The sequence below is a fragment of the Methylobacterium sp. ARG-1 genome (assembly GCF_001262595.1).
Taxonomy (GTDB): domain Bacteria; phylum Pseudomonadota; class Alphaproteobacteria; order Rhizobiales; family Beijerinckiaceae; genus Methylobacterium; species Methylobacterium brachiatum.
Window position 1 is genome coordinate 1 of record NZ_LHCD01000051.1, and the last position, 13,264, is coordinate 13,264.

Below are 13,264 nucleotides of genomic sequence, written 5' to 3' on the forward strand. Positions count from 1 at the left end.
CACCGCCCCTCCACCGAGCCGGTGATCGGCATCGGCGACATGGTCTCGGTCTCGGTCTGGGAAGCCGGCTCCGGCGGCCTGTTCTCCGGGCCGCTCGTCGCCGACCGCTTCTCCGCCGGATCCAAATCCGCCCTCATCCCCGAGCAGCCGGTCGGCCGCGACGGCGCGATCTCGGTGCCCTATGCCGGGCGCATCAAGGTCGCCGGGCGCCGGCCGCAGGACGTCCAGGGCCTGATCGAGAACGAACTCGCCGGCAAAGCCATCCAGCCGCAGGTGCTCGTCTCGGTCACGCGGCCGATCTCCCAGGCGGTCACCGTCACCGGCGAGGGCGCGGCCGGCGCCCGCCTGCCGCTCTCGGGCCACGGCGACCGCATCCTCGACGTCATCGCGGCCGCCGGCGGCAACCGCTCGCCGGTGTCGGAGACCTTCGTGCGCCTGTCGCGCGGTCCGGTCACCGCCACGGTGCCGCTGACCACGGTGGTGTCGAACCCCAAGGAAAACATCTACCTGCGGCCCAACGACGTGCTCACCCTGGTGCGCGACCCGCAGACCTTCCTGGCGGTGGGCGCGCTCGGCCAGGCGACCGAGCTGCCGTTCCAGGCCGACGGCATCACGCTGGCCCAGGCGCTCGCCAAGGCGCGCGGCCTGTCGGACTTCGCCGCCGACCCGGCCGGGACCTTCATCTTCCGGTTCGAGCCCGCCAGCGTGGTGCGCCGCCTGAACCCGAACACCAAGCTGACCGGCACGCCGCTGGTGCCGGTGGTCTACCGGATCAACATGCGCGACCCCAACAGCCTGTTCACCACCCAGGCGTTCCGCATGCGCAACCGCGACCTCGTCTACGTCTCCAACGCGCCCTTCACCGAAGTGTCGAAGGTGCTGTCCGTCTTCACCTCCGTGACCGGGCCGGTCTCCTCGGTGGCGACAGCGTACTACTACGCGAAGTAAGGGCGGGACGACTTCCCCAACGGCGGCGGAAAACAATCGCGTTTCGCCGCGGCCTCGCGTATGGGCTTTGCGTGCGGTGCGGGAGCGCGTGTACGGAGCCGCATCCCGCCCTCGTCGGTGGCTGCCTCGCGCAAGGATGCCTAGAAGAGCCCGATGAAGATCGGACGCGTCGTCTCCGCCCGCGGGCTGTTCCGGCCCCCGCTATTCTCCCTGAGCCTGTGTCTCGCGCTCCTGTCGGCCGGGCCGGTTTCGGCCGATGTCGTGGTCGGCGTCGCGGTTCCGCGCTCGGGCCCCTACGTCGCCGTGGGCGAGCAGGTGCTGCGCGGCGTCGAGGCCGCGGCCCGGGATGCCAACGCCATGGGCGGCCTCGACGGCCAGCCCGTGACCCTCGACGTGCAGGACGATGCCTGCGACTCGAACACCGCCACCGCGGTTGCCAACCACTTCGTGCGCGCCAAGGTCCGCCTCGTCGTCGGGCATGTCTGCTCGAACGCCTCGATCGCGGCCTCCGACATCTACGCGCAGAACGGCGTAGTGATGATCAGCGCCGCCTCGGTTTCGGCGCGGCTGACCGACCGGGGGCTGCAGAACGTCTTCCGCGTCTGCGGCCGTGACGACGACCAGGCCCGGCTGTCGGCCGCCGTGCTCGCCGAGCGGTTCCGCGACCGCAAGATCGCGCTGATCCAGGACCCGACCCCGGCCTCCCGAACGCTGGCGGCGGCCACCAAGGACAACCTCAACCGGATCGGTATCAACGAGACCTTGTCCCTGTCGTTCGCGCCGAGCGATGCCGACGATGCCGCCCTGGTGGACCGGCTCAAGGGCGCGGGGATCGAGGTTGTGTATTACGGCGGCGACGCCACCGAGATGGGCCGCCTGGTGAAGGTCGCGGCCGATCGCGGCTACCGCCCGCAATGGTTCGGCACCTCGGCGATCGCAACGCCGGACTTCGCCAAGGTCGCGGGCTCGGCCAGCAACGGCGTGCTGATGACCTTCTACCTCGATCCGAGCCGCCAGCCCGCCGCCGCGGCCGTCGTGCGGGCGTTCAAGGCCGAGGGCGGCGACCCCACCGGCTCGACGATCTACGGCTATGCCGCCCTGCAGGCCCTGGTCGCGGCCGGCAACTTCGCCCATTCCGCCGAGCCGAAGCCGATCGCCCAGGCGCTCCATACGGAGCGGTTCGATCTGGTCCTCGGCACGGTGGGGTTCGATTCCAAGGGCGACGTCACCGCCCAGGGCTACGTGCTCTACGTGTGGAAGGACGGCAGCTTCACGCCCGCCGGGAAGTGAGCGGTCGGTTCTGACGCGCGCCCGACGGCCCCCCTATCCCCGCTCGGCGGCATCGACCTCGGCGCTGCGCCCCAGCCCGCGCAGCAGCTCGGCGAGATGCGGCCGCACCCGCAATTGGAGCGCGTGGAGCTGGCGGACCGCCTCGCTGAGGCGGCCCTCGCGGCCGAGCATGGCATCCGCGAAGCCGATCATCCGGGCGTTGGGCCAGGCCGGCTCGCGCACGGCGTGGAGGCGCGCGACCAGGGCGTCGGTGGATGTCTCCGGCTCGGCCTGGGCGAACAGCATCAGCAGCGCCGCCGTGGAGCGCGACAGGCCGTAATGGCAATGGACCAAGAGATGGCCGGCGCCGTCGAGGTCGCGCCCGAAGGCCAGGATCGCCGCGACGTGCTCGGGCTCGGGCGGGACGAGGCCGTCGCCCGGGCCGAGACAATCGTGGAAGTGCAGGGTCGTGCGGGCATGGGCGCCGTAGGTGCTGAAGGCCTCCGGCTCGGGCGTGCCGGGATCGAGCAGGGACAGGACGTGCGTGACCCCGCTCCCGCCATGGCCCGCCAGCTCCTCAAGGCCGCAGACGGTGTGCAGGGTTACGTCGGGGAGGGGCGCTTCGGGGAGGGGCACTTGGGGCTCGGATCGCATGGCCGGGCGCCTAACACGGGCGATCGGCGGTTTCGAGGCGTTATGGCGCCACGGCGGGGCCATCCGGAGACGCTTTCGAGAATGGGCGCGGACGTGCTACCTGCGCGCCGGCCGGATTGGACACGCTCAGACGAGATGCCGTTGGACGAGCCTCATACTGCGCCCCCACGCGCTGCCGGACCGCGCCGCCGCGCGGTGCTGACCGCCGGTCTCGGCGCGGCGATCGCCGCGCCGCTGGCCGCGCCCGCCCGGGCCCAGGGCGCCCCGGAGCTGCGCTGGCGCCTGTCCTCGGCCTACGCCAAGAACCTCGACATCCTGTTCGGCGCGCCCGAGGCCCTGAGCCGGATCGTCGCCGAGGCCACCGACGGCCGCTTCCAGATCCAGGTGCTCGGGCCCGGCGAGCCGGTCCCGGCCGAGAGCCTGCTCGACGCCGTGTCGGCCGGCACCGTCGAGATGGGCCACGGCCCGGCGACCCTCGGCCAGGCCAAGGACCCGACCTTCGCGCTGGCCACCGCGATCCCGTTCGGGCTCAATGCGCGGGGTGCCGCCGCTTGGTGGCAGGCCGGCGGCGCGGCGGAGCTGTTCAGCGAGGTCTTCGCCAAATCCGGGCTGGTCTGCCTGCCCGGGGGCAATACCGGCGCGCAGATGGGCGGCTGGTTCCGGCGCGAGATCAAGAGCGTCGCCGACCTCCAGGGTCTCAAGTTCCGCATCGGCGGCATGGGCGGGCAGGTGCTCGCCAAGTTCGGCGTCCAGCCGCAGGCGACGCCCGGACCGGAGATCTACCAGGCACTGGAATCGAAGAAGCTCGACGCCGCCGAGTGGATCGGCCCCTACGACGACGAGCGGCTCGGCCTGCAGAAGGTGGCGCCGGTCTACCATTATCCCGGCTTCTGGGAGGGCGGCGCCATGCTGCACTTCTGGTTCAACGCCGAGAAGTGGAAGGCACTGCCGAAGGCCTACCAGGCGATCCTGCGCTCGGCGGCCACCGAGGTCGGGGCCGAAGTCCAGGCCAAGTACGATGCGCGCAACCCGCAGGCCCTGCGCCGGCTGGTCGCCGGCGGCGCCCAGCTGCGGCCGTTCCCGCAGGACGTCATGGAGGGCGCGCTCAAGAACGCCAACGACGTCTATGCCGAGATCGCCGCCAAGAACGCCGATTTCCGCCGAGTCTACGAGGCGATGCGGACCTTCCGGAACGAGGAATATCTCTGGTTCCAGGTGGCAGAATACACCTACGATAACTTCATGATTCGGGCCCGGGCACGGGGCTGACGCGACGGCTCGAACGAACCCCGCGGAGGGACGGCATGATCGGGACGCTGAGACTCGGCCTGGCGCTGCTCGGGACAGCGCTGCCGCTCCAGGCGCTGGCGCAATCGCCTGCCAACCTCACCGCGCTGCGCGGCCTGGCCCCGGTGGCCCGGCTACAGGGGAGCCCGGCGGGCATGGCGGCGCTCGACGCCAATCTGCGGGTGACCGGCGACATCCAGACCGGCGCCCTCAAGCAGCCGACCCTGCTGCCCTTCCCCGAGCAGCAGCAGCTCGCGCTGCGGGATTGCTTCATCACCGACGGCAATGCCACCGGCCTCGCCGACGGCCTCGGCACGGCCCTCGCCACCGCCTATCAGGGCCGGGCGCGCTACAGCGACACCAAGACCTTCACGAGCGTCGCGCCGACGGTGGCCGACCTGATCGGCTACACCAACAACGTCACCAAGTCGGATTCGAATTCGGGCAAGTACTTCTTCGGCAACGGCACGATCCACGGCACGCACGCGGTCTCGGCCGAGGCCGCCGCGCTGCTCACCGACGGCACCGTCACCGACGTGTTCGGCAAGGCCTACGGCCGGCCGGCGGGCAGCCCGGGGGCCGACCGGTTCGGCAATTCGCGCCCGTTCCAGACCCTGCCGCATCTCCAGGCCTACCGGGGCACCGATTATTTCGGCGCGGCCTCCCACTCCCTCGACTGGCTGCGCGGACCCAAGCAGGATCTCGTCGACAGCCCGTCCTATCCCAGCGGCCACACGACCTACGGCTACACCGAGTCGCTGATCCTCGCCCTGTTGGTGCCGGAGCGCTACCAGCAGATGGTCGCCCGCGCCGCCGAGTACGGCAACGACCGGATCATCGTCGGGGCGCATTACGCCATGGACGTGATCGGCGGGCGCGCGACCTCGCTCCACGCGGTGGCGCATCTGCTCGCCAACGATCCGGCCTATGTCGGCCAGATCCGGAAGAACCCGGCGGTGATCGACGCGAACGCGACCGATGCGGACAAGCGCGTCGGCGTGACCGATTACCGGGCGCTCCTGAAGGAGGCCCGCGCGGCCATGACCGACGCGCTTAAGGCCGGCTGCGGCGACACGGTCGCGGCTTGCGCGGCGCAGGATACCGGCCGGTTCAAGGACTCGGCCGCTAACGCAGCCTTCTACGAGGCGACCCAGACCTACGGGTTGCCTGTCGTGCACGACGTCACCGCCAACGCCCGGGAGGATGTCGGCAAGATCGCCCCGGAGGCCGGCCACCTACTGACCGCCGCCTTCCCGGCGCTCACGCTCGAGGAGGCCAACGCCATCCTGACCGAGACGCAGGGCCCGGGCGGCGGCTTCCTGGACGACGGCTCGGAATTCGGGGTGTATTCCCGGATCAACCTCTACGCGGCGGCCGGGAAGGCCGCGGCGCTGGCGGCGAGCCGGGCGGGGGCGAGCGCCGCGCGCTGAGGGGCGCGATGCTCACGAGCCCATCTGAGGGCCTGCTTGACGTCGCGCTCTTGGCCGGTGGACGGTTCCGAGTGACGGCACTCCCAATCACCCCCTCATCCTTCGAGGCCCGCTGGTGCGGGCACCTCAGGATGAGGTTGAGACCGGGAGAACGGGGCAAACACGGTCGTCGGCGTCTGTTGTCCGTGCTGTCAGAACACGGCGTGGTCGCCGCGCTCGGCGACAGCCTCGCCCCGGACGACACGCGCGTAATAGGCGAACAGCGTGTCCGAGCCCGTCGAGGGCGTGGCATGGGCATCGTAACGGCCCGTCGCCGGATCCAGCACGAGCATCGATTCCGTGGCGTAGTAGCGCCCGATGCGCGCGAGCTCGGCCTTGGCGGCCAGCGCCGGGATCCACCGCCCGAGCGTGCTCAGGACGGCGATGATCCCGTCGAGCAGCGCCACCGGCACGTGCCGGAAGCGCGGCGCGCGCCCCAGCAGGGCGAACAGGTGCTCACCCTGCGCTTTCGGGGTCATCGCCTCGCCCGGTCCGCCGATCGGGAGCACGCGATTGCGCCGGTCCCCGGCATCGATGCAGTCGGCGAGGTAGCCGCCCAGATCGTCGTCGCTGATCGGCTTGCAGGCGGTCAGCAACCCGTCGCCGAAGACCAGGAACGGCTTGCCGCGCGTCACGCGGTCGATCTGCCCTGAGAGCGATTTGAAGAACGCGGTCGGGCGCACGATCGTGTAGGCGAGGCTCGAGTCCATCAGCACCCGCTCGAAGGCCAGCTTGGCGTGCTGGAAGGCGAGAACCGGCTTCTGGACACAGATCGCCGAGAGCAGGATGACGTGCGTGACGCCGGCCGCCTCGGCGGCGCGCAGCGCGTTCACCTGCGCCCGGTAATCGATCGCCCAGGCGTCGTCGGGCAAACCGGTGCGCGAGGCGAGACACGAGACCAGGACGTCGAACGGCTCGCCGCGGATGCCGTCCCGCGCGAGCGCGGCCGGATCGGTCACGTCCGCGACCCGCGCGGTAACGCCCGCCGGTAACGGGGCGGGCTGCCTGACGAGGCAGACGACCGCGTGACCGCGCGCCGCCAGCGCCCGCACCGTCGCCCGGCCGATCGTCCCGGTGCCGCCGAGGACGAGGACGCGCCGGGGTGCCGTGCCGTCGAGCCGATCCGCCGTCACGGGACCCGCTTGCGCAGCACGAAATGTCCCACGGCCAGGAACTTCTGCGCCCGCTTGCCGGTGTCGACCTCGGTGGTGAACACGTTGCCTTTGGAATCGACCGCGAGGTTATGGACCCAGTGGAATTGGCCCGCCATGCGCCCGTTGCGGCCGAAGGCGCCCACCGTCGCGCCGGTGGCGCGGTCGAGGGTGCGGACCTCGTTGTTGGCCCCGTCGGCGTTGAGCAGGTAGGTCTCGTCGGCATCCGGCCAGAGGGCCAACTCCCAGACCGAGCCGTTGGCCCGGGTGTCCTTCTCGACGACGAACTCCTTCACGAAGCTGCCGTCCTTCTGGAACACCTGGATCCGGTTGTTGGTCCGGTCGCAGACATAGACCAGCCCGTCATGGGCGATGCGCACGCAATGGACCGGGTTGGCGAATTGCTGGCGCGGGGCGGCGGCCGGGTCATAGGGGCCGAGCTTGTCGTCGGTGGGCGGCTTCCCGTAGGCGCCCCACATCCGCTTGAACGCGCCGCTGTCCCGGTCGAACACGATGATGCGGTGGTTGTAGTAGCCGTCCGCTACGTAGACCTCGTTGGCCGCCATGTCGAAATCGACATTGGCCGGCTTGCCCAGGCGGCTGGTGTCGCGACTGTCGGTCTGGGGGCCGGACTTGCCGATCTGCAGGACGAACTTGCCGTCGGGCGTGAACTTCAGGAGCTGGCCGTCCTGGTCGCCGTTGCCGGCGATCCAGACGAAGCCCTTCTCGTCGATCTGGACGCCGTGCTCGTTCGTCGGCCAGTCGTAGCCCTCGCCCGGGCCGCCCCAGCTGCGTAGCAGCGTGCCGTCCTGGGCGAATTCGAGCACCGGCGGCGCGGGCTTGCAGCACTTGCTGCGCGGCGGATCGAGGCTCGCGGCCTTCTCGTCGTCGGTGAGCGTGCGCGGCCGCTGGACCACCCAGATATGGTCCTGCGCGTCAACCGCGACGCCCGCGGCCTGGCCCAGGATCCAGTCGTTCGGCAGCGGCTTCGGCCAGGCCGGATCGACCTGGAAGCGCGGCGCATCCGCGGCCGCTGCGGGCCCCGCCAGGGCGAGCAGGCAGGCGAGCGCCGGCAGCGCGCGCGAAATCATCCTCATGGCGTATCCTCCGGCGCCTGTCCCGGCGCTCACCGCGAGCATGACGCGCCGCGCGGTCCGGGGCCAGCGTTCCGGCCGCGCTTCGGTGACAGAGGCGAGCGGACAAGAAAAAAGGCCACCCCCGAAGGAGCGGCCCGAAGTCTAGGGAGGAAACGCCCAAGAAGGGCAGCGGGATCGCGACGCCATCGCCATCCCGCGCTGCACAATCTGCGCGCATTGCGAAAAATTACAAGAGCGTTCGGACAGAAAGGCTGACCTTTCATACGGCTCAGGACGGATCGCGAACCGGCTGTGTCGAAAATGTCGCAGCCGTTTCAGGGTCCCGGACAACAGATCTGATGCGCGATCGGCAGACAAAACCGGACGTAAACCTTTGAGAAACCCTGGTTTCGCTGCGCCGCGTTGGTTGCCGGCTGATGACTTCACTGCGGCATTTCATGGTGGTCGGCTGAACGGACGAATTCGTCGCCCGCTCTAGGTTTCCGGCCAAGTTTCTTTTGATCCGAGTGAAGAAAGCGTGCGTGCGAATATGGCGATCCAGGGCGAGCGGATCCGGGTTCTGAACGATGTCGAGCCGCGGGCGGACGGGCGTTACGTCCTGTATCTCCTTCAGCAGGCCAACCGCGCCGGGTTCAACCCGGCCCTCGAACTCGCCATCGAGGAGGCGAACCGGCTCGACCTGCCGGTGATCGCCTGCTTCGGGCTGCTCGACGGCGCCAGCGGCTTCCCCGAGGCCAATGCCCGCCACTACGCCTTCCTGCTTCAGGGCCTCGCGGATGCGAAGGCCGGTCTGGAGAAGCGCGGCGTCGGATTCGTAATGCGCAAATGCGCGCCCGCCAAGATCGCCATCGACCTGGCCGAGGAGGCGGCGCTGCTGGTGCTCGACCGGGGCTACCTTGCCATCCAGAAGGGCTGGTACCGGGAGATCGCGAAGGCGGTGAAGACCCGGATCGTCCAGGTCGAGGGCGACGTGGTCGTGCCGGTGGAGACGGCCTCGAACAAGCACGAATTCGCCGCCCGGACGCTCCGGCCGAAACTGAACCGACTCTGGGACCCGTTCATCGCCGACCTGAAGCCGCGCACGCTCAAGCATGCCGCGAAGGACGTGACGCCCGAGGGCGAGATCGACGTCTCCGATCCGGAGGCGGTGCTCGCCGGGATGAGCCTCGACCGGGTGGTCGGGCCGGTGAAGCGCTTCACCGGCGGCGAGACCGAGGCCCGCAAGCGCCTGAAGGCGTTCCTCGCGGACGGGTTCGAGGGCTACGGCGCCGGCCGGAACATGCCGGAGGCCGCGGCCGCCTCCCACATGAGCCCGTTCCTGCATTTCGGCCAGATCTCGCCGGTGGAGATCGCCCTGGCGGTGCGGGAGGCCAAGGTCGGAGACGATGACGATCGCGGCGCCTACCTGGAGGAGCTGATCGTCCGGCGCGAGCTCGCCATGAACCACGTCTTCTACACGGAGGGCTACGACGATTACGAGAGAGCGGTGCCGGACTGGGCGCGCAAGACGCTGGCTGAGCAGGCCGAGGACGCGCGACCGACCCTCTATTCGGAAGAGCAGCTCGCGGCCGGCGAGACCCACGACCATTACTGGAACGCCGCGATGCGCGAGATGCGCGTGACCGGCTACATGCACAACCAGCTGCGGATGTACTGGGGCAAGAAGATCCTGGAATGGTCGCCCTCGCCCGAGGAGGGCTTCGCCCGGACGCTCCGGCTCAACAACCGCTACTTCCTGGACGGGCGCGACCCCAACTCCTTCACCAACGTCGCCTGGGTCTACGGCCTGCACGACCGCCCCTGGCAGCGCCGCCCGATCTTCGGGACGGTCCGCTACCAGAGCGAGAACTCACTGAAGAAGTTCGACGCGAAGGGCTATGTGAAGGCCGTGGAGCGGCTGTGTGCGGCGGAGGGGTGAGCGGTCTGTTCAGACCCAGCCTGCTCCCACCAGACCCCCTTATCCTGAGGTGCGGCGGTGCAGCGGGCGCCTCGGAGGAGGGCTCCAGTTGCCCGCGCGATCGCTGAAGGGCTCCTTCGAGGGCTGCGCTGCGCTCCGCCGCCTCAGCATGAGCAGGTGATTTGGAGATTCGCCGAGCGGATGGATCTTCTGGGTGATGCCCCATTCCCCGCGCGCCACGCTATACCGCACGCTCCGGCTTTGCGGACGAAGTAGCCTGTCATGACCGAGATGCGGGACGCACCGACGACGATCGAGCCCGCCGGTTCGGGGCCGAGACGCTCCCGCTACCGCCGCTCGATCACACGCCTGCGCTCGGCCTCGCTCGAGGCCTATCCGCTGTGGCGGGGGCGGTTGCTGTTCCTGGCCGGCGGTATCTGCGTCGGTCTGGCCGCGGTGCTGATGGCCAAGGGCGCCGACCTGGCGCAGGAGGGGTTCCGGCGGTTGACCGCGCCGTCGCCGCTGATCGCCCTGGTGCTCACGCCGGCGGGCTTCGCGCTGGCCGCGCTGCTGGCCCGGACGGTGTTCCCGAACTCGCAAGGGTCCGGCATCCCGCAGGTGATCGCGGCCCGGCACGCCCGCGATGAACGGTTCCGGTTCTCGCTGATCTCGCCGCGCGTGGCCTGCGGCAAGGTGCTGGTCCTGTTCCTCGGCCTGCTGTGCGGCGCCTCGGCCGGACGCGAAGGGCCGACCGTGCAGGTCGGCGCGGCGATCATGGCCGCCTTCGGCCGCCTGACGCCCGACCGCCTGCCGGGGCTGCTCCTCGCGGGCGGGGCGGCCGGGGTCGCGGCGGCGTTCAACACCCCGCTCGCCGGCATCGTGTTCGGGATCGAGGAGCTGGGCCGGGCCTATGAGGCGCGCTCGTCCGGGCTGATCGTCGCCGGGATCGTGGCCGCCGGCCTCACCTCCCTCTGGCTGCTCGGCAACTACACCTATTTCGGCACCAGCCAGGCGGAGCTGCCGCTGGCCGCCGGCTGGATCGTGCCGCTGCTCGCCGGCTTGGGCGGCTTCGCCGGCGGGGTGTTCAGCCGCTTGGTGATCCTGTTCGCCCGGGGCCTGCCGGGGGTGGCCGGCCGCCTGATCCGGGCGCGGCCGGTGGTGTTCGCGGCGGCTTGCGGCCTGTGCGTGGCTCTGTGCGGGCTGGCCTCCCACGGCACCGCCTACGGCACCGGCTACGAGGAGGCCCGGGCAATCCTGCACGGCGACGCCACGACCAGCTGGACCTACGCGCCGCTGAAATTCGCCGCCACGGTGCTCAGCTCGGTCAGCGGCATTCCGGGCGGCCTGTTCGCGCCGTCGCTAGCGGTGGGCGCCGGGATCGGCGGGACGGTGCACGGCCTGCTGCCGGACATGCCCGTGGGCGCCCTCGTGCTGATCGGGATGGTCGCCTATCTCACCGGCGTGCTCCAGGCGCCGATCACCAGCTTCGTGATCGTCACCGAGATGACCCAGAACCACACGATGATGATCCCGCTGATGGTCGCGGCTTTGATCGCCGACGCGGCCTCGAAAGCGGTCTGCCGCGGCGGGCTCTACCACACGCTCGCCGAGCTGATGCTGGCGCGGGCCGACGTCCCGGCCCAGCCGGTGACGAAGACCGCCTGAGCCTCGCGGAACGCGGACCCCGCCCTGCGGCGGAGCCCGGTTCGTGCGGGCCTACGTGGCCCGAACGGTCGCCAGGAAGCGGCGGACCTCGGCCGTGAGCTGCTCCGACCGGCGCGACAGCTCGGTGGCCGAGGACGGGACCATGCCGACGATCCCGCCGACCGCCTGCTCAAGGGCGTCGGCCATCTGGCGTATGGCTGTGCGCCGCTGCGCCTCCGCGGAAGCCCGAGCCAGGGTCGTCTCCTCCTTCAGGATCCTGGTGCGGATCAGGTTGTCCTTGAACACCTGCACGGCGCCGGCCATCGCGCCGAGTTCGTCCCGGCGCGCGGTGCCGGGTACGGCCTAATCACCGGGATGATGTGTCCGAAGGATATTCCGAACGGTTAGTTCGCTATTGTCGAAACCTTCGAGCGCGGAACCATGATCTCCATATGGAGTCGTAGCGCCACGCGCGCGTCGGGCTGCGCAGGTTCATCGGCAGGGCGTCTCACCTTGAAGGCGAAACTCTCATGACTAGCCGCGGCGCAGGTCTTCGGCACGCAGGCCGCCCGATGGCTCGGCGGAACCCGCCCGTTAAGAATAAAAGGCTGTTCGAACCATGCGGCCGCGGAACGGTCTCGCTTGCAGCCGGTTGAGCATTCGATTGTTATTCGCCCGTGCCGCGGGCGCTTCCGGAGTGACGCGATGACCTTGCTGAAATGGGCCCTCATCTGCTTCGTGATCTCGCTGATCGCGGGCGGCCTCGGCTTCACCGGCATCGCCTCGGGCGCGAGCTCGCTGGCGCGCATCCTGTTCGGCCTGTTCCTGCTGGTCGCCATCGTGATCGTGGTCATCGCCTTCGCGGTCGGCCAGGCGGTCTTCTGAGCCGCATGGCGGATTCGATGCGGAACACGGTCTCCCTCGTCACCGGGGCGACCAACGGCATCGGCTACGAGACGGCCCTGGGACTCGCGCGCAGAGGCGCGCGGGTCGCCATCGTCGGCCGCGATCCGGAGAAGACGCGGGCTGCAGCCGAGCGGATCCGCGCCGCCGTCCCGGGTGCCGTGGTGGACCCGCACGTCGCCGACCTGTCGGCCCAGGCCGAGATCCGCCGGCTCGCCGCGTCCCTGCGCGCCACCTATCCCCGCCTCGACGTCCTGGTGAACAATGCCGGGGCGATCTTCGACCGGCGGGCGCTCACGGTCGACGGCATCGAGCGCACCTGGGCGCTGGACCATCTCGGCTACGTGCTGCTGACGCTCGAACTCCTCGATACCCTCAAGGCCTCGGCAATGGCCGGGGCCAAGCCGCGGATCGTCAACGTTGCCTCGGCGGCGCATTATCGCGGCCATATCGACTTTTCCGACATCGAGGGCGCCCGCCGCTACGGCGCCATGCGGGCCTATGCCCAGGCCAAGCTCGGCAACGTGCTGTTCACCTACGCGCTCGCCCGGCGGGTGAAGGCCGACGGCATCACCGTGAACGCCCTACATCCCGGGGTGGTCAAGACCGGCTTTGCCAAGAACACCGGCGGCGCGTTCGGCGCCGTCTGGTCGCTGATGCGCCCGTTCCTGATCCGGCCTGACAAGGGCGCCGCGACCTCGCTCCACGTGGCGACCGCTCCCGAACTCGACGGTGTCACCGGCCGCTACTTCTCGCATAGCCGCCCGAAGCAATCCTCGGCGGAGAGCCGGGACGAATCCGTACAGGATCGGGTCTGGGCCCTGAGCCTCGCGCAGGTGGGGCTGGCCGGCTAGGCGAGGTTTTCGGGCGTTCCACCCTGCTCAGCATCGCCTTACGCGCCGTCATTGCTTCGCTGCGCTAGCAATGACGATGGCGCGATCAACC

Annotated in this window: 11 protein-coding genes and 1 pseudogene; 8 read left to right on the forward strand and 4 right to left on the reverse strand. The window is 70.1% G+C overall.

Annotation, left to right across the window (positions count from 1 at the left end; genetic code table 11):
• Together AKJ13_RS28080 and AKJ13_RS28085 are read left to right on the forward strand one after the other, a co-directional pair.
• Positions 1–948 (forward strand): polysaccharide biosynthesis/export family protein (locus tag AKJ13_RS28080; RefSeq protein ID WP_050736278.1); only part of this gene is annotated, 948 nt, incomplete at its 5' end.
• A gap of 153 nt (positions 949–1,101) precedes the next feature.
• Positions 1,102–2,238, forward strand: a complete 1,137-nt coding sequence (locus AKJ13_RS28085) for a branched-chain amino acid ABC transporter substrate-binding protein (RefSeq protein ID WP_050736279.1) — start codon at positions 1,102–1,104, stop codon at positions 2,236–2,238.
• Positions 2,239–2,271: 33 nt separating this feature from the next.
• Here AKJ13_RS28085 and AKJ13_RS28090 read toward each other — a convergent pair whose 3' ends face one another.
• Positions 2,272–2,871 (reverse strand): protein-tyrosine-phosphatase, encoded by a 600-nt coding sequence (locus tag AKJ13_RS28090; protein WP_050736280.1) that lies wholly within the window; start codon positions 2,869–2,871, stop codon positions 2,272–2,274.
• 135 nt (positions 2,872–3,006) lie between these two features.
• Here AKJ13_RS28090 and AKJ13_RS28095 point away from each other — a divergent pair, with 135 nt between their 5' ends.
• Both AKJ13_RS28095 and AKJ13_RS28100 read left to right on the forward strand, forming a co-directional pair.
• Positions 3,007–4,140 carry an ABC transporter substrate-binding protein gene (locus tag AKJ13_RS28095; RefSeq protein ID WP_050736281.1) on the forward strand — a complete coding sequence of 378 codons (1,134 nt, stop codon included), beginning with the start codon at positions 3,007–3,009 and terminating at the stop codon, positions 4,138–4,140.
• 35 nt (positions 4,141–4,175) lie between these two features.
• Positions 4,176–5,588, forward strand: coding sequence for a phosphatase PAP2 family protein (locus AKJ13_RS28100; RefSeq protein WP_050736282.1), 1,413 nt, complete (start codon positions 4,176–4,178; stop codon positions 5,586–5,588).
• A gap of 191 nt (positions 5,589–5,779) precedes the next feature.
• Here the strand turns inward: AKJ13_RS28100 and AKJ13_RS28105 are convergent, their stop codons facing one another.
• Both AKJ13_RS28105 and AKJ13_RS28110 read right to left on the reverse strand, forming a co-directional pair.
• Positions 5,780–6,760, reverse strand: coding sequence for an NAD(P)H-binding protein (locus AKJ13_RS28105; RefSeq protein ID WP_050736283.1), 981 nt, complete (start codon positions 6,758–6,760; stop codon positions 5,780–5,782).
• The gene (locus AKJ13_RS28110) at positions 6,757–7,875 is read right to left on the reverse strand and encodes a hypothetical protein (protein ID WP_082317175.1); all 1,119 of its coding nucleotides are present in this window, start codon (positions 7,873–7,875) and stop codon (positions 6,757–6,759) included. The genes AKJ13_RS28105 and AKJ13_RS28110 overlap by 4 nt, the downstream gene beginning before the upstream one ends.
• Before the next feature lie 529 nt (positions 7,876–8,404).
• Here AKJ13_RS28110 and AKJ13_RS28115 point away from each other — a divergent pair.
• Together AKJ13_RS28115 and AKJ13_RS28120 are read left to right on the forward strand one after the other, a co-directional pair.
• Positions 8,405–9,793: a deoxyribodipyrimidine photo-lyase gene (locus AKJ13_RS28115; protein WP_050736285.1), complete on the forward strand. Its 1,389-nt coding sequence runs from the start codon at positions 8,405–8,407 to the stop codon at positions 9,791–9,793.
• Positions 9,794–10,054: 261 nt separating this feature from the next.
• The gene (locus AKJ13_RS28120) at positions 10,055–11,437 is read left to right on the forward strand and encodes a chloride channel protein (RefSeq protein ID WP_082317176.1); all 1,383 of its coding nucleotides are present in this window, start codon (positions 10,055–10,057) and stop codon (positions 11,435–11,437) included.
• A gap of 90 nt (positions 11,438–11,527) precedes the next feature.
• On the opposite strand, the pseudogene AKJ13_RS28125 reads toward AKJ13_RS28120, so the two are convergent.
• Positions 11,528–11,779 (reverse strand): annotated as a pseudogene (locus AKJ13_RS28125) (methyl-accepting chemotaxis protein); the annotation flags it as partial.
• A gap of 342 nt (positions 11,780–12,121) precedes the next feature.
• Here AKJ13_RS28125 and AKJ13_RS28130 point away from each other — a divergent pair.
• Together AKJ13_RS28130 and AKJ13_RS28135 are read left to right on the forward strand one after the other, a co-directional pair.
• Complete coding sequence (locus tag AKJ13_RS28130) at positions 12,122–12,301, forward strand: DUF1328 domain-containing protein (RefSeq protein WP_050736287.1); 180 nt, start codon at positions 12,122–12,124, stop codon at positions 12,299–12,301.
• Positions 12,302–12,318: 17 nt separating this feature from the next.
• Positions 12,319–13,173 (forward strand): SDR family oxidoreductase, encoded by an 855-nt coding sequence (locus AKJ13_RS28135; protein ID WP_050736301.1) that lies wholly within the window; start codon positions 12,319–12,321, stop codon positions 13,171–13,173.
• The last annotated feature ends 91 nt before the right edge of the window (positions 13,174–13,264 follow it).